Source organism: Streptomyces sp. NBC_00009, from assembly GCF_045040855.1.
GTDB classification, from domain to species: Bacteria; Actinomycetota; Actinomycetes; order Streptomycetales; family Streptomycetaceae; genus Streptomyces; species Streptomyces aureus.
Genome location: NZ_CP108312.1, coordinates 2,244,743 through 2,261,288 on the forward strand (window position 1 = coordinate 2,244,743; position 16,546 = coordinate 2,261,288).

12 protein-coding genes are annotated in these 16,546 nt (G+C 70.1%); 6 read left to right on the top strand and 6 right to left on the bottom strand.

Annotated elements, in window-relative coordinates:
* Nucleotides 1-68: 68 nt before the first annotated feature.
* Together OHA58_RS09955 and OHA58_RS09960 are read left to right on the top strand one after the other, a co-directional pair.
* The gene (locus OHA58_RS09955) at nucleotides 69-665 is read left to right on the top strand and encodes a DUF742 domain-containing protein (RefSeq protein WP_227297381.1); all 597 of its coding nucleotides are present in this window, start codon (nucleotides 69-71) and stop codon (nucleotides 663-665) included.
* Nucleotides 646-1,227, top strand: coding sequence for an ATP/GTP-binding protein (locus OHA58_RS09960; RefSeq protein ID WP_054239772.1), 582 nt, complete (start codon nucleotides 646-648; stop codon nucleotides 1,225-1,227). The genes OHA58_RS09955 and OHA58_RS09960 overlap by 20 nt, the downstream gene beginning before the upstream one ends.
* A 96-nt stretch (nucleotides 1,228-1,323) precedes the next feature.
* On the opposite strand, the gene OHA58_RS09965 is transcribed toward OHA58_RS09960, so the two are convergent.
* The 5 genes from OHA58_RS09965 to OHA58_RS09985 form a co-directional block, all read right to left on the bottom strand.
* Entirely contained in the window at nucleotides 1,324-1,518 is a 195-nt protein-coding gene (locus tag OHA58_RS09965) for an acyl-CoA carboxylase epsilon subunit (protein ID WP_116509484.1), read from the bottom strand.
* A gap of 22 nt (nucleotides 1,519-1,540) precedes the next feature.
* Entirely contained in the window at nucleotides 1,541-3,142 is a 1,602-nt protein-coding gene (locus OHA58_RS09970; protein ID WP_405478343.1) for an acyl-CoA carboxylase subunit beta, read from the bottom strand.
* 154 nt (nucleotides 3,143-3,296) lie between these two features.
* Complete coding sequence (locus OHA58_RS09975; protein ID WP_405478345.1) at nucleotides 3,297-5,639, bottom strand: polysaccharide lyase 8 family protein; 2,343 nt, start codon at nucleotides 5,637-5,639, stop codon at nucleotides 3,297-3,299.
* A gap of 94 nt (nucleotides 5,640-5,733) precedes the next feature.
* Nucleotides 5,734-9,573 carry an endo-alpha-N-acetylgalactosaminidase family protein gene (locus tag OHA58_RS09980; RefSeq protein ID WP_405478347.1) on the bottom strand — a complete coding sequence of 1,280 codons (3,840 nt, stop codon included), beginning with the start codon at nucleotides 9,571-9,573 and terminating at the stop codon, nucleotides 5,734-5,736.
* Nucleotides 9,574-9,690: 117 nt separating this feature from the next.
* A complete protein-coding gene (locus OHA58_RS09985) occupies nucleotides 9,691-10,200 on the bottom strand; it encodes a hypothetical protein (RefSeq protein ID WP_383090550.1) in 510 nt (169 codons plus the stop codon).
* Between the two features lie 244 nt (nucleotides 10,201-10,444).
* Between OHA58_RS09985 and OHA58_RS09990 the strand changes: the two genes are divergently transcribed.
* The 4 genes from OHA58_RS09990 (at nucleotide 10,445) to OHA58_RS10005 (ending at nucleotide 15,639) form a co-directional block, all read left to right on the top strand.
* The gene (locus OHA58_RS09990) at nucleotides 10,445-11,053 is read left to right on the top strand and encodes a YceI family protein (protein ID WP_405478352.1); all 609 of its coding nucleotides are present in this window, start codon (nucleotides 10,445-10,447) and stop codon (nucleotides 11,051-11,053) included.
* A gap of 356 nt (nucleotides 11,054-11,409) precedes the next feature.
* Nucleotides 11,410-12,876 carry an APC family permease gene (locus tag OHA58_RS09995; RefSeq protein ID WP_405478353.1) on the top strand — a complete coding sequence of 489 codons (1,467 nt, stop codon included), beginning with the start codon at nucleotides 11,410-11,412 and terminating at the stop codon, nucleotides 12,874-12,876.
* 76 nt (nucleotides 12,877-12,952) lie between these two features.
* Nucleotides 12,953-13,873: a hypothetical protein gene (locus OHA58_RS10000; RefSeq protein ID WP_405478354.1), complete on the top strand. Its 921-nt coding sequence runs from the start codon at nucleotides 12,953-12,955 to the stop codon at nucleotides 13,871-13,873.
* A 122-nt stretch (nucleotides 13,874-13,995) separates the two neighbouring features.
* The gene (locus tag OHA58_RS10005) at nucleotides 13,996-15,639 is read left to right on the top strand and encodes a cytochrome bc complex cytochrome b subunit (protein WP_405478356.1); all 1,644 of its coding nucleotides are present in this window, start codon (nucleotides 13,996-13,998) and stop codon (nucleotides 15,637-15,639) included.
* Nucleotides 15,640-15,654: 15 nt separating this feature from the next.
* On the opposite strand, the gene OHA58_RS10010 is transcribed toward OHA58_RS10005, so the two are convergent.
* Entirely contained in the window at nucleotides 15,655-16,530 is an 876-nt protein-coding gene (locus OHA58_RS10010) for an LLM class flavin-dependent oxidoreductase (protein WP_405478357.1), read from the bottom strand.
* Between the last annotated feature and the right edge of the window lie 16 nt (nucleotides 16,531-16,546).

The window sequence follows — 16,546 nt, forward strand, 5'->3', positions numbered from 1 at the left end:
CCGTGGCCGTAAGGTTTCGGGACGCGGCTCCACGGTGATGGTGCCCGGCACAGTTGGAGGAGGAAAGCGTGGCTGGTTCTGCAACACCCCCGAGCGGTTCATCGGCGAACTGGTCCTACGGGCCTGGCCAGGGCCAGGGCCAGGGGCAGGGTGACGCGCCGAACCGGTACAACTTCCCCTCCGCGCCGAGCCACCGGCGACAGCCGTACGCGCCCCCGCACCCGCCGCAGCCGCGGCAGCCGGGGCCGTACGACCAGCCGTCGGCACCGCGCATCCAGCCCGTGCAGCCGCAGCGGCGTCCCGACACCCCTGCGCCGGCTGCCAACAACCCCCTGGTGCGTCCCTACGCCATGACGGGTGGCCGCACCAGGCCGCGCTACCAGCTCGCCATCGAGGCGCTGGTGCACACCACCGCGCAGCCGCACCAGTTGCAGGGCCAGTTGCCCGAGCACCAGCGGATCTGCACCCTCTGCCGAGAGATCAAGTCAGTGGCCGAAGTCTCGGCCCTGCTCAGCATCCCCCTCGGTGTGGCCAGGATTCTCGTCGCCGACTTGGCGGAGGCGGGCCTGGTCGCCATTCATCAGCCCGGCGGCGAAGAGAACGCCGGCGGCCAGCCAGACGTGACTTTGCTCGAAAGGGTGCTCAGTGGACTTCGCAAGCTCTAGCGGAGGGCCTTCCCGCTCCACCACGTCCGCGAAGATCGTGGTGGCGGGCGGCTTCGGCGTCGGCAAGACGACCTTCGTGGGCGCCGTCTCGGAGATCAACCCTCTGCGCACCGAGGCCGTCATGACGTCCGCGTCCGCGGGCATCGACGACCTCACCCACACCGGGGACAAGACCACCACCACGGTGGCGATGGACTTCGGCCGCATCACCCTGGACCAGGACCTGATCCTGTACCTCTTCGGTACGCCCGGTCAGGACCGCTTCTGGTTCATGTGGGACGACCTGGTCCGCGGCGCGATCGGCGCGATCGTCCTCGTCGACACCCGCCGCCTCGCCGACTGCTTCCCGGCCGTCGACTACTTCGAGAACTCCGGACTGCCCTTCGTCGTCGCCCTCAACGGCTTCGACGGCAGCCAGCCGTACCAGCCGGACGAGGTCCGTGAGGCGCTGCAGATCGGCCCGGACACCCCGATCATCACCACGGACGCCCGACACCGCGCTGACGCCAAGTCCGCGCTGATCACGCTCGTGGAGCACGCGCTCATGGCGCGTCTTCGGTAGTCCACGAACGGACGCCAAAACGCCGGACGGGCTGGATGTCACCATCCAGCCCGTCCGGCGTTTGAGGACCGGGGTCCGGGGCAGAGCCCCGAGACGTCAGCCCTGCCAGCTGTGCGGGGCCCGGAACCCGTGCTGGCGCTCCAGGCGGCGCCAGCCGGCCTTGTCGCGGCCGCGCAGGGCGGGGCTGTCGGTCGGTGCGGCTGCGGCGCGGGCCAGCAGGATCGCGGTCAGGGCCGCGACCTCCTCGGGCTCGGCGTGGCCCTTCTCAACGCGGATGTCGTGTGCAGACATGTGCAGTGATCTCCTTGTGGGGTTACTGCGGGGGGTTGCCGTGCTTGCGCGAAGGCAGGTCGGCGTGCTTCGTGCGCAGCATCGCGAGGGAGCGGATGAGCACCTCGCGGGTCTCGGCGGGGTCGATGACGTCGTCGACCAGGCCCCGCTCGGCCGCGTAGTACGGGTGCATCAGCTCGGCCTTGTACTCCTTCACCATGCGGGTGCGCATGGCCTCGGGGTCCTCGGCCTCGGCGATCTGACGGCGGAAGATGACGTTGGCGGCGCCCTCGGCGCCCATCACGGCGATCTCGTTGGTGGGCCAGGCGTAGGTGAGGTCGGCACCGATCGACTGCGAGTCCATGACGATGTAGGCACCTCCGTACGCCTTGCGCAGGATGAGCGAGATCCGCGGCACGGTGGCGTTGCAGTACGCGTACAGCAGCTTGGCGCCGTGCCGGATGATCCCGCCGTGCTCCTGGTCGACACCGGGCAGGAAGCCGGGAACGTCCAGGAGGGTCACGATAGGAATATTGAAAGCGTCGCACATCTGGACGAAGCGGGCAGCTTTTTCGCTGGCCTCGATGTCCAGGACGCCCGCGAGGGACGAGGGCTGGTTGGCGACGATGCCGACGACCTGACCGTCCAGGCGGGCCAGGGCGCAGATGATGTTGCGCGCCCAGCGCTCGTGGATCTCGAGGTAGTCGCCGTCGTCGACGAGCTCCTCGATGACCTTGGTCATGTCGTACGGGCGGTTGCCGTCGGCCGGTACCAGGTCGAGGAGCACGTCCGAGCGGCGGTCGGCCGGGTCCTCGGAGGCGACGGTCGGCGGGTTCTCGCGGTTGTTGGAGGGCAGCATCGAGATGAGGTAGCGGACCTCGGCGATGCAGGTCTCCTCGTCGTCGTACGCGAAGTGGCAGACGCCCGAGGTCTCGGCGTGCACGTCCGCGCCGCCGAGGCCGTTCTGGGTGATCTCCTCGCCGGTGACCGCCTTGACGACGTCCGGTCCGGTGATGAACATCTGCGAGGTCTCGCGGACCATGAAGACGAAGTCGGTGAGGGCGGGGCTGTAGGCCGCGCCGCCGGCGCACGGGCCGAGCATCACGCTGATCTGCGGGATGACGCCGGACGCCTTGGTGTTGCGCTGGAAGATGCCGCCGTAGCCGGCGAGCGCGGAGACGCCCTCCTGGATACGGGCGCCCGCGCCGTCGTTCAGGGAAACCAGCGGGGCACCGGCCGCGATGGCCATGTCCATGATCTTGTGGATCTTGGTGGCGTGGGCCTCGCCCAGGGCGCCGCCGAAGATGCGGAAGTCGTGCGCGTAGACGAAGACCGTGCGGCCCTCGACCGTGCCCCAGCCGGTGATGACACCGTCGGTGTAGGGCTTCTTGGCCTCCAGGCCGAAGCCGGTCGCCCGGTGCCGGCGCAGCTGCTCGACCTCGTTGAACGATCCCGCGTCGAGCAGCAGCTCGATCCGCTCGCGTGCGGTCAGCTTGCCCTTCGCGTGCTGAGCCTCGGTCGCCTTGTCACTGGGCCCGCGCAGCGCCTCCTCACGGATCGCGTGCAGCTCGGCGACGCGTCCACGCGCATCGGTGGGCTCATCCCCGGCGGAACCGGCTGAGGCGGTGTCGTCCAAAACGGTCATGTAGCGACCTTACGAAGGCGACCAAGCAAAACGGGCCGTCGACTCCGTACAGTCTCCGGCCCGTTTTCCTGGTACCCCCGAACAGAACGCCGTCGCCATGCAGGCGAAGTGACTGCTCAGGGCCCCGCTGTCTTGTAGGGGTCACACAAATGGCTCAGCTGAGAGTCACCTCACACCGATGGCTCACACATGCCGCCCCCGGAGTGACGCGCAGCCGCAGCCTACGGCCCGTGGCGACCACTTCGACCGAGGGGTCGTGGCTGACGACGCGGCTCACGGGCCGGTCCCAGGTGATGTCCACGGGCTCCCCCGTGCGCGGCGGTTCGCTGACGGTCAGCGTCGCGGTGCGCCCCTGCCTGCGCAAAAGGACGCTTGCGGGAGCCGACACCGTGAGCTCCCCCGCGCTCCCGGCCTGCCAGAAGTTCGCCGCGCTCACGCCGAGGGAGGGCACGGCGACGGCCTGGGCGGCGGCCGTGTTGGCGAGGACCGACAGCCAGTGGCGGTCGCCCGCGCGCCGCGCGAGGTCGTGCTTCGAGGCGCCCGGCATCAGCAGATAGGCGTACGCGGCGTCGGTGGGGTCCGTGCCGTGGTCGAGCCAGAGCGTCTGCCAGCGGCGGGTGCGGCGCTCGGTGGAGCTGGTGGTGTTGATGTCGGACCAGGCGCCGGTGCGGTCCTCGCGCAGGTGGCGCAGCGGGGCGCCGCCGGGGAAGACCCAGCCGCCGTGGCCCTCCAGGTGGGCCCAGCGGGCGCGGGCTGCGCCGTCGACGGTGAAGGCCTGGGTGCCGCCCTCGCCGAGGTTGCGGTTGTCGACGACGGTCTCCACGGGGACACCGTCGGCCGCCGTGATCCCCGCGCCCAGGCACACGACGGTGTCGGCGAGGCAGAACCACGACTTGCGGGCCTGGAGCGTCGAGCCGAGGCCCTTGACGTGCTGTCCGACCGCCGCGAACTCGCCGTCAGTGGCGCCGCCGACCCACTTCACGCCGGGCCGGGCCGCACCCCACTCGCCGCCGGCCTTGTCGGCCAGGCGCTTGGTGGAGACGGTCGTGCCGGGCAGCCGGTAGAAGTCGACGGTCGGCCAGAACCAGTCTGTGTATTGATCGGACCGATCGCTGCGCTTCCCGGCGGCCCACCAGGAGAGCATGCCGGCGCCGGTGTGCCAGCCGCGCGGGTTCTCGCCGTTGCCGCACTCGTAGTACGCGATCCGGTCCGAGGACATGGAGATGTTCGCGGCGAAGCCGGGGCGCTTGTGCACCGCGCGGTCCATGGCGGCGAACAGCTGGTGTCCGACGGGCTCGGGCGCGGCCGCGACGGCGGAGTCCGCGACGGCGTGCAGCCGGGACAGGTCGGCGACCCCGAACTGCCTGGCGGTCAGCAGGGGCGTGACCGTGTCGCGCTCGATCCAGCCCTTGATCCGCCCGTGCCAGCGCTCGCGCTCGGCCGCGCTCGCGCCGGCGGCGAGCTGCGCCATGGCGGCGATCAGGCCCTGGCCGTGGAAGTGGTCGCTGCGCATGACCTTGAGGTCGTCGCTGTTGAGGTAACCGCGGCTGATGGCGCGGCCGTTGACGCTGTCCATCATCAGGCCGTCGAAGAGGAGCGGGGCGTAGGCGTGCTCGACGCTGTCGAGGATGATCTGCCGGTTCGGGTCGGTGACGGCCCACGTGGACCCGGCGAGCAGCGCGAAGAGCCGGCCGAGCCCGTCGAGCATGACCTGTCCGTAGGTGCCCGAGTAGGCGATGTACGTGTGCTGGATGAACGAGCCGTCGGCGTAGAGGCCGTCCCCCTTGGTGACGTAGGGGAAGACGGGCGAGAGGGCGTCGCGGGCCAGGGCCGTCTTGTCGGCGTTCCTGCCGAGGATGCCGCGCAGGGCGACCGAGCGGCACAGGTCGACGCGGTTGGCGCCGGTGGAGGTGCCCGAGTAGTCGCGCAGGACCGCGTCGGGGATGAAGTGGTCGACGGCGGCGAAGGCGGCGTCGCGCCGGTCCTGCGTGAGGTGCTCATAGAGGACGGCGACGATGTCCATCAGGAGTCGGGGGCTGCCGATCTGCCACTCCCACCAGTTCCCGTATCGCGTGGTGGTCGCGTTGTAGACGGTCGCGGCGAGGTGGTCGAGGCCCTTGACGATGTCGGCGAGGAGGCCCGCGTCACCGGTGGATCCCGTGCCCTCCTGGGCGTAGGCCTGGGTCATCGTCCACAGGCGGTTGTAGGCCTGGGTGATGCCGGCCGGCGGGTCGAAGGGGTAGCCGGGCCAGAGGGACGTGGCGGTCGGGGCCATCGTCGCTCTGAAGCCGCGGGCGAGGTCTCCGAGTTCCTTCAGGCGCGAGGCGTAGGGCTCGGCGGTGGCGTCGTAGCCGGTGCCGAGGGAGATCTCCAGCCATCGCTTGCGCAGGGTGTCGAACTCGTCGTCCGCGGCCTGTGCCGCATGCGCGGGCGGGGCAAGTGCGGCGCTCGCGAGGAGAGTTGACGCGAGGAGGAACGTGCGACGCGTGGGTGTCATGGGGCTGCACCTAATCAGTCGTAGAAAGCGCTGTCTACGGTGTGCGCGGAAGGGGCCCCGCCGCTGGGTGCGGGGCCCCGGGGGCGTGGCGGGGTCAACTACCGCAGTGGAAGCGGGCGTTGCCCCAGTCGGCGTGGTCGTTGCCCGGGCCGTCGCCGCCGTCGCCCGTGATCAGGTCGACGTACTTGGCGCCGGTCACGTCCGCGGTCAGCGACCAGGCGTTGTCGGCGGCCTTGAGGACCGGCGACTGGACCTTCTGGGTGCCGTCCGCCTCGACGGAGAACTGCACGCTGCCGCGCGTCCCCTGCGAGTCGTCCTGGCCGGCCTCGGCGGTGAACGAGGTGCAGCGGCCGCCCAGGTAGTAGCGGATCTTCCCGGGGGACGCGGTGCCGAGGCCCTTGGCGTAGACGGTGCCGTTGACGGTCAGCGGCTTGCCGTCGCCGGCGCCGGTCTCGCCGTTCTCCATGTCCTTCTCTGCGGGACCCCAGCCGTTGTCCATGGCCGTCCAGTCCAGGTCACTGGCGTACGTGTCCGCGGTGGGCGGCGGCGGGAGCGTGCGTACGGTGGCGCCCGCGGTCAGCGTCCGCGTGCTGTCCCCGACGGTGTACGTCGCCTTCGAACTCAGCTGGTACGGCTGGTACTTGGCGTCGACCGGCGGGGTGACCTGCCAGGTGGCCGTCGCCTTGGCGCCGGGCGCGACCGGGTCGAGCGCGACGGGGCCCGCGGGCTCGGCCTGCCAGCCCTCGGGCAGGTCGAGCGAGAGGGACGCGCCCTTGACCTCGCTCGCCTCGTAGTTGGTGAAGGTGGCCTCGACCTTGTTCTTCTGGCCGGGCTCCAGCGTCTCGTCCGACTTCAGGGCGAAGGTGCCGCAGGCCGCCTTCTCCTCGGCCGGGCCGAGGTCGGTGACGGTGAAGTCGTCGAGCACGAAGTCGGCGCCGTCCGGGGCCCCTTCGAGCTTGCGCAGGCCGGTCCAGGTGTCGCCGCAGCCCGCCGTGACGGTGCCCTCGTAGTGGCCCGTGGTGCGCTGCTGCCCGATCGGGGTGCTCGCGGTCTCGACCTGGTCGGGGGTGCCGTCGGCGGCGATCCGGTCGTAGCCGCTCACCCACTGGTAGGCGCCCGCGTGGCTGGACTGGTAGTCGAACGCGACCTTGTAGGCGTGCCCGTCCGTCATCGGCACGTCGGCCGGGGAGGTGCGGTAGACGACGCCGGCGTTCTCCTCGTGGGACTTCAGGGACTCGCCGCCGCCGATGACGTCGTCGACGAGCTTCCCGTTCCAGCCGGCCTGGGTGTACGGGGCGTTCTTCTGCGCGATGTGCGTGCGCGGGTCCGTGACGCCGCCGGCGTCACCCTTGTCGAAGGGCCCCCAGCCCTGGTCGACGTCCTCGAAGTCCTCGTGCACGACGGTGCCGGGCTTCGTCGACGGGGCGTTGCTCACGAGGCGTACGTCGTCGATGCGGACCTTCGCGGACGAGCCCTTGGCGGCCTCGATCCGCAGCGTGGTGCGGCCGTTCGCGGGCGCGGTGAAGTTGACCTTCACGCGCTGCATGTAGGTGCCGCCCCAGTCGCCGGAGGAGACGCCGTTCTGCAGCGTGGAGCGCTCGACCGCGACAGACTTGCCGCCCGCGCTGAGCGTCGTACGGCGGGACTTGCCGGGTTCGACCTCGACCCAGGCGGAGGCGGTGTAGCGCTTGCCCGCATCGAGGCCGCTCACGCGCTGCTCGATCGCGGCGGTGCCGGTCCCGCTCAGGGCGGCGCTGTTGCGGCCGTGGTCGTCGGTGTCGCGTCCGACCGTGCCGTCCTTGTCCCAGGCGGCGAGGCGGGCGTCGTTGAAGCCGGGGTCCTGGACGTGCGTGCCCTCGCCCCAGGCCGGGTCGACCGCGTCGGGGGTGTTGTCCGCCGGGTAGAGGACGTAGGGCTGCTTGGCGTCGGCCTTGAGCGTGATCTTGCCGCCGGAGGCGCGCACGGTGCCGGTCTTCACGCGGCCGTTGTCGGTGAGCTTGTAGACGGTGTACGAGGATCCGGGCACGGCCCAGCTCGTCGTGCCGCCGTCCTTGTTGTAGTGGTACAGCTTCTTGTCGCCGTCCCACGGGAGCAGGTAGGAGGTCCCGTCGAGGACCTTCCTTCCGTGGTCGTAGAAGGTGCGCCGGCCGTCCTCGACGGTGCCGCGGAGCCCGCCGGTGAACGTGATGTCGTTGCCGTTCCAGCTCGTGATCTGCTGATGCTGGAGGAACTTGGCGGGCAGGTCGCGCTGCCAGACGTTGTCGTAGAAGGAGTTCCAGTCGTTCTCGCCGGTCCAGCCCTCGAACTCGTCGATGGCGGTCTGGCCGAGGACAGGGTCGCTGTTCCAGACGTCCTTCTCGCCGTTGCGGATGAACCGGATGATCTTCGAGTTGAGGCCCTTGTCGGTCTTGGGCCCGTAGTCGAGGTCGTTGGCCCAGTGCGACCACAGCGACTCGCGCTCGAACTTGTCGGCCCACTCGGAGGCCAGGTTCCAGCCCTGGGCGCGGACGGCCTCGGCGGTCTTCTCGGCGATCCAGCCGTGCGTGTAGTAGACGTCGAGGTAGATCGTCGTGAGGTTCGGGTCGGTCTCCTCACGCAGCTGCTTGAACCGGGCGGCGAGGTCTCCGCTGTTGATGTCGCGGCGCTGGTTGATGTAGTAGCTCTGGTCGAGCCAGTTCCAGCCCGGGGCCTTGGGGTCGACGAGGTCGCCGGTGAAGTGCTTGGCGACGGGGTACGCCTCGGTGGCGTTCACGTGCACGGCGAAGCTGGTGCCGAACTTCTTGCCGCCCTTGAGCAGCTTGTTGAGGTCCTTGAGGCCGCCGGCACGCTTGTTGATGTTGCCGCCGTAGTCGGGGTGCGCGGAGTCGTGGCCCTCGGAGGCGTAGCCCTTGAGCAGGGCGAACTGGCCGAGGTTGTCGGTCGCGAGCGAGATCCGCTTGACGTCGTCGAGCGTGCGCAGGAAGGGGTGCGTGGCCTGGCTGGCGAAGTTGAACGGGATGTGCGTGATGACCCGGTCGGGGGTGCCGTCGCTGCCCTTCGCCTTCACGCCGATCGAGTGGAAGGCGACCGCACCGTCCTGCCAGTCGACCTTGCCGTCGCCGTTCGCGTCGGGCGTGACGACGACCTTGGCCCACGGCAGGTCCTTGTCCGGCGCCGGGGCTCCTTCGCCGCGGTAGGTCCACTGGCCCGACCAGACGCCGACGCGGGTGGAGCCGTCGGCCGACTTGCGCGCCTGGTGCCAGAAGCGGGCGTCGTCGCCGCCGGTCTTGCCGCTCGGTTTGTCGTACGTCGAGTTGGACTCGACGGCGGCGGCGAGCCGCCCCGTGTTGACGATGGCGTACGAGGCGCCGACGGGCGAGGCGTCGGCCGGGGTGTCCGTCGCCACCTTGCCGAAGACGTCGGCGGTGCGCGTCGAGTCGTTGTCGAGCGTCGTGAACGCGGTCTCGGCGCCGCCGTCCGCACTGCCCACGGAGACGAGGTCGTGCCCGGGTATGTCGATCGTGCCGACGCGGAAGGCCTCGGTGTCGCGCACGGCGGTCACCTTGAAGGTGGTGGCGCGCCCGCTGACGCTCAGCGAGGCGTCGATCTCGACGCCGGTGAGGTCGGGGAAGGTCAGCGTGTACGAGGCCGTGGAGTCGGTGACGACGGGGGCGCTCTTGACGGCGACGGCGTACGCCTTGCCGTTCAGGGTGACCTTGTCCACCGGGTTCGTGCTGCCCAGCAGTTCGGCTCCGGAAGCGCGGTCGGTGTACGCAAGGACGCGCGGGAAGTCGTCGGCGACGGCGACGGACAGCTGCGCGGATCCGATGACGGCCTGCGCCACGGCGGGCGCGGGGTCGGCGGCGGCCGGCAGTACGGGGCCCGTGAGGGCGAACACGGCGGACGATGCGGCGGCGACCGCGACGGCGCAGGCGGCGCGAGATCTTCGTGACATAGGGGACTGGGTATCGGCGCGGGCGCGGCGGGTCAACGGACTCGGCGCTTCCGGGCGGCGGCAGTCCAACAACCACCGCCCGGAAGTCCAAGTCACCGCACGCGGGCGCCGGTTCGGTCAGCAGCCGCCGCAGTTGTAGTAGAGGACGTCCCAGTGGCTGCCCTCGTCGGCGTAGATGTTGCCGGAGCCCGACTTGTACTGCGGGGCTCCGTCGCCGCGCAGGCCGATGTACGTGAACGTGTTCTTGATGTAGTTCGTGACGCAGGTGTTCTTCCCGTAATCGAGTTTGTAGCCGTTCCAGTGCGAGTAGGTGCCGCTCGCGTGGCCGGTCTCGGTGCCGCCGGTGATGTTCAGGGCGCAGCCGGTGGCGCTCTTGAGGGTCTGGGCGCCCTGGGCGGTGGCGAGGTTGAGCTGCTCGAAGGACGTACAGGTGGGGTTGTTGCGGTCGGAGCAGCCGCCGGAGGACGACCAGGTGATGCCCACCTGGCGGAACATCGAGGTCGCGGTGGCGTGGCTGATCTTGGTGGCGGCCTGGGCATCGGTGGCCGAGCTGAACACACCGAAGCCGGGGGCGAAGAGGGCGCCGAGTACGAGCGCGAGGGCGCTCACGACCGAGCGGATTCTCATGGGGAGGAGGTCCTTCCTGCTGGTGACCGTGCTGGCTGTGAGACGGCTGTGCAGGTGGAGCAAGGAGATAGTGCCCGAGTTCTACGCGCGTCCGCCAGAGCGCGTCAGATGACGACGCGGTGTAATCGAATCGACACGGGTTGCTTGATGTTGAAAGTTGAACAGAACGGCGCTACAGTCGTTCTCGTTGAACGTTAAACATTCAACCGACTCCCCCGCCCCGCCCCGTCCCCAAGGAGCAGTCATGGGTCTCTTCGGCCGCAAGCACGACGACGCCACCCCCGCCGCCACCGGCGCGGTCAACCCCGACCTCGCCGCCCTGACCGGCGACTACACCATCGACCCCGCGCACACCACGATCGGTTTCGTGGCCCGCCATGCCATGGTCACGAACGTGAAGGGCTCTTTCACCGAGTCGTCGGGCACCCTGCACCTGGACGGCGCGGACCCGTCGAAGTCGACCGCGTCGATCGACGTCACGATGACCAGCGTCGACACCGGCAACGCCGACCGTGACACCCACCTGAAGAGCTCCGACTTCTTCAAGACGGACGAGTTCCCGACGATGACGTTCCGCTCCACCTCCGCCGAGGCCCTGGGCGGCGACGACTACCGAGTGACCGGCGACCTGTCGATCCTCGGCACCACGAAGCCGCTCAGCATCGACCTGGAGTTCAACGGCTCGGCGACGGACCCGTTCGGCAACGAGCGCGTCGGCTTCGAGGGCAAGGCCGAGATCCTGCGCTCCGAGTGGGGCCTGACCTGGAACGCGGCCCTGGAGACCGGCGGCGTCCTCGTCGCGGACAAGATCAAGCTGACCTTCGACATCTCGGCGATCAAGAACGCGGCCTGACGCTGCCGCCGAGAGCCCGCCCCTCACGGCTCCCGGCACCACGAGCGCGCCCGCCCTTCCCGTCCCCCGCGGACGAAGGGCGGGCTCTCGTCGTATACGGGGGTCTGCCGGAGCGACAACACGGGCCGCGGCAAAGGAAATTGAAGGCTACCTTCCGGTAATCCCGTCACTTGAGACGACTCATTACTCTCTCTTCACTTGGGCATCACACGGCGCTACGCTGCGTGCGACTGTCGAGCGATCGACTCCGCTCGAATCGACTCCGCTCGCCCCCAGAGGTCTCCCCCTCCTTGTCGCGCCCCGGTGGCGCCGCAGGGCAGGCCTTCTGCCGTTCCCCGAAAGGCGCCACCGTTCCCATGAGCACGAACAGAGGGCTTCAGGCCAATGCCCTCGGCACCTCCGACAGCATCGTGATGGCCGTGGCGGGCAGCGCGCCGGCCTACTCGATCGCCGCCACCACCGCCGTGCTGATCGGCACGGTGGGCCTCGCCGCACCGGCCGCGCTCCTCTACTGCGCGATACCCATGCTCGGCATCGCCTGGGCCTTCAACTACCTGGGCCGCCTCGACGTGAACGCGGGCGCCAGCTACTCCTGGGTCGGCCGCGCCCTGCACCCCTTCCTCGGCTTCATCAGCGGCTGGTCCCTGGTGATCTCGGCGACCATCTTCATGGTCGCGGGCTCGCTCCCCGCGGGCGCGATGACCCTCGAACTCCTCGCGCCCTCCCACGCCGACAACACCGCGCTCGCCGCGGCCGTGGGCGCCGTCTGGTTCCTGGCCATGCTGTTCGTCGTCCTCATGGGCGCCAAACTGACCGTCCACGCCCAGCTCGTGATGTCCGGGATCGAGCTGGTCATCCTGCTCGTGGTGGCCGTCGCCGCGGTGTTCAGCGACAAGCGCGTCAACGACTTCTCCTGGTCCTGGCTCGGGTTCGGCCACTTCGACGGGCCCTCCGGGTTCGCCGCGGGCGCGCTGATCGCCGCGTTCTACTACTGGGGCTGGGACGTCACCAGCAACCTCAGCGAGGAGACCCGTAACAGCCGGAAGACCTCGGGGCTCGCCGGGCTGATCGGTGTCGGCATCGTCTTCGTCCTCTTCGAGGTCTTCACGATCGCCACGAACATGCTGCTCACGCCCAAGGAGATCGCGACCAGCGACAACATCATGGGGCTGCTCGGCGACCGCGTACTGCCGGGCCCCGGCGGCGAGTTGCTGATCGTGGCCGTGATGCTGTCCACCATCGCCACCCTGGAGACCACGCTGATCCAGGTGACGCGTTCCCTGTTCTCCATGGGCCGCGACCGTACGCTGCCGTCCGCCCTCGGCAAGTCGCACCCGCGCTGGCAGACGCCGTGGGTCGCGATCGTCGTCGTCGGCGTCGTCGCCCTCGCCCTCTTCGTGGCGGCGACCGCGCTCGGTTCGGTCTCGGCCGTCCTGGAGGACGCCGTCGCCGCGATCGGACTGCAGATCGCGGTCTACTACGGCCTCGCGGGCCTCGCCGTCGTCGTGGCGTACCGCAAGCTGCTGTTCAAGTCGGCGGCCAACTTCTTCTTCGGCGGTCTGTGGCCGCTGACCGGCTCGCTCTTCATGATCTGGGTGTTCGTCGAGTCCCTCGGCAGCCTGTCGGGCACGGCCGTCTCGATCGGCGTCGGCGGCATCGCCGTGGGTCTCGTCCCGATGCTCTGGTACCGCGCCAAGGGCTCCGCCTACTACCGGCCCGCCCGCCTGGACGCGGCGCGCTCGGAGCAGGTGCACGCCGAGTACGGGCAGCAGGCGCCGGTGTACGCGGCATCGTCCGGCGACACCCTGTCCACGGACTTCTGAGCAGCACCCACAACTGCCGGCGGACCGACCGACCGCACGCAGGACCATCACCGACTACTGACTGGCGAGGACGCCGATGACCGTCCGTTTCGATCCCACGAACGGCGACCGGGCACTGGCGGAGGCCCGTGCGGACATCACGATCGGTCGCTGGCAGGGTCTGCCCGAGCTGTGCGCGGCGGCCGGCTCCGACTGGGACCGGCGGACGTTCCGGATGCGTCTGCTCGCCCAGGCCACCGCGGGCACGTCCGTCGCCGAGTCCTGGCACGAGTCGCAGCCGCGGAACGCCGACGCGCTGGTCCTGCGGGCCGAGACCGAGGTGATGCGGGCCTTCAACCTGGCCATGGCGGCCGGCCCGGGGAACGCGGTCGACCCGGACCAGCTGGAGCGGGCCGTGCACACCGCACTGCGGGCGGCGGAGGCGTTTCCCGCGGATCCGGTGCCCTGGGTCTCGCTCCTGACGGTCGCCCGCCTGTTCCCCGGCGGGCATCCGTCCATGGAGCACTGGTGGAAGGAACTGCACCAGCGCGACCCGTACAACCGCGAGGGCAACCACCAGGTGCTGCGCCATCTTTCGGCGCGCTGGCACGGCTCGCACGGCGTCATGTACAACTTCGCGCAGGACGTGACGGCCACCCTCCCGCCCGGGTCGCCCCTCGCCGTGCTGCCGCAGGTCGCCCGGATCGAGGAGTACCGCCACCGCGTCGAGCGGGAGGGCTCCCAGGCGATCGGCCTGCTCCAGTTCTGGAACAACGAGAACAGCGCGTCGCAGGCCCGTCGCACCTGGAACCTGTGGATCGAGCAGCGGCAGTACACGTACGCGCAGGACATCGCGGATCTCAACACCCTTGCGCACGCGTCCTGTTACGCCGACCTGACCGGCGAGGCCGCGCACCTCTTCCGGCTTCTCGACGGACAGGCGACCCGCGTCCCGTGGTCGTGCCACGGCGCCCCGGAGGAGATCTTCACGCGCTGGCAGTCGAAGCTTCTGGGCTGACCGGGCATACGCGCATGTGATGTGGGTCACCCAGCACCTCTCTGATGTCACATTCCGGCCCGTCCCTTCCGTCCAAGTGGCGAGCACCCATGTGGTGAGCGCCCAGGGGAGGAGCGAGCCTGATGTCCGAGAGGGCCGCGGAAGGCAGCACGGGGACGGCGCGGGAGAGAGGGCCGGCACCGGCCGGTGAGCGGCTCGCGGACTGGGCGGACGGCCGCCTCGGCCTGCACACCCTGTCCAGGAAGTACCTGCGCAAGGTCTTCCCGGACCACTGGTCGTTCCTGCTCGGCGAGGTCTGCCTCTACACGTTCGTGATCCTGGTCCTCACCGGGGTCTATCTCACCCTGTTCTTCCACCCCTCGATGAACGAGGTGGAGTACCACGGCAGTTACGTCCCGCTGAACGGGATCCGGATGTCCGAGGCGTACGCCTCCACGCTCGACATCAGCTTCGACGTCCGGGGCGGACTGCTGATCCGGCAGATCCACCACTGGGCGGCGCTGATCTTCGTCGCGGCGATGCTCCTCCACATGATGCGGCACTTCTTCACGGGCTCGTTCCGCAAACCGCGCGAGCTGAACTGGGTGTTCGGCTGGACGCTGCTCCTACTCGGTCTGTTCGAGGGCCTGTTGGGGTACTCGCTGCCGGACGACCTGCTCTCCGGTACGGGTATGCGCTTCCTCGACGGGGCGATCCTGTCGGTGCCGATCGTCGGGACGTATCTGTCGATGTTCCTCTTCGGCGGGGAGTTCCCCGGGCACGACATCGTGGGGCGTTTCTACTCGGTGCACGTGCTGCTGTTCCCCGGCGTCATGGCGGCGCTCGTGGTGACCCATCTGATCCTGGTCGTCTACCACAAGCACACGCAGTTCCCGGGTCCGGGAAAGACCGAGCGCAATGTCGTGGGGGCGCCGTTCTTCCCCGTCTACCTCGCCAAGGCCGGCGGCTTCTTCTTCCTGGTGTTCGGGGTCGTCGCGTTCCTCGCGGCCGTCGCGTCCATCAACCCCGTCTGGAACTACGGGCCTTACCGCGTCGACCAGGTGTCCACGGGGGCGCAGCCCGACTGGTACCTGGGGTTCGCGGAGGGGCTGCTGCGGGTGATGCCGGGCTGGGAGATCACGCTGTGGGGGCACACGCTGGCCCTCGGCGTGCTCGTCCCGCTGGTCGTCTTCCCCGCGGTGCTCGTCGTGATCGGCGTGTATCCGTTCGTAGAGGCCTGGGTCACGGGCGACCGGCGCGAGCACCACCTCCTGGACCGGCCGCGCAACCGGCCGGTGCGCACAGGGCTCGGGGTGGCCTGGCTGACGTTCTTCCTCGTGGCCCTGGTGGGCGGCGGCAACGACATCTGGGCCACGCGTTTCCATGTGTCGCTGAACGCGGTCACCTGGTTCGTGCGCGTCGCGCTCGTCGTGGGCCCGGTGATCACCTTCGTCGTCACGCGGCGGATCTGTCTCGGGCTCCAGCACCGGGACCGCGAACTGGTGCTGCACGGAAGGGAGTCGGGCCGTATCAAGCGCCTTCCGCACGGCGAGTACGTCGAGATCCACGAGCCGCTCACCCAGGCCGAGCTGCACACCTTGACCGCGCACGAGCAGCCCCCGGCCCTGGAGAGCGGGCCGGAGACCGACGTGAACGGCGTGCAGCGGCGCATACCCCGGTCCGAGCGGCTCCGGGTGCGCCTCTCGCGCGCCCTCAACGGAGAGGGCGCGCAGGTGCCGAAGCCGACCGCCCGGGAGTACGAGGAGGCGCGGCGCGAGCACCAGTGAGGCGCGAAAGCGGCGTCAGAACAACGCGTCGGCCAGGCGGTCGACCTGGTCGGGGTCGGTGCCCCAGCAGTAGAGCATCACCTCGTCCGCGCCGATGTCCGTGAAGCCGGCGACGGCCTCGCGGATCTGCGCGGGCGTGGCGAGCATCCGCTCGGCGGATCCCGCGGCGCGCGGGTCGAAGCCGTAGTACGCGGTGATGGCGTCGCGGGCGCGGGCGATCAGGTCGTCCGGGCCGAGCGCCACATTGACCTGGGCGACCAGGCGCGGGCGGCCGGGGCGGCCGTGCTCGTCCCAGAGCCGCTCCACGTCGCGGAACATCGGGTCCATCCACTGCGGGGGCAGCGCGGCGCCGAGGAAACCGTCGCCGAAGCGGGCCACCCGGGCGAGGGCCGCCGGTGCGAAGCCGCCGAACAGGACCTCGGGGCCGCCGGGGGTGACGGGGGCGGGGCCGATCGGGCCGACGCCCTCGGCGTCGTCGTAAGGGTGGCCCGCCCAGGTGCGGCGCAGGGTCTCCATCTGCTCGTCGAGGCGGCGGCCGCGGCGGCGGATGTCGATGCCCGCTGCACGGCAGTCGTCCGCACGGCCGCCGACGCCGATGCCGAGCGTGAAGCGGCCGCCGGACATCCGGTCGAGGGTCGCGGTCTGCTTGGCGAGCAGGGCGGTGCCGTGGTGCGGGGCCAGCAGGACCTCGGTCTGGACGCGGACGCGGGAGGTGGCTCCGGCGAGGGCGGCGAGGGTGATCAGAGGCTCGGGGTTGTCGTACACGAGCCGGTCGAGGAGGCCGAGCGTGGAGAAGGGGGTCGCGTCGGCGCGACGGGCCCAGTCGAGCAGGACGGCGGGGTCGTCGACGGGCAGGCCGAGGCCGATACGCGGGGTGCGCGCGGTACGCATGGGGTGGAGCTCCTTC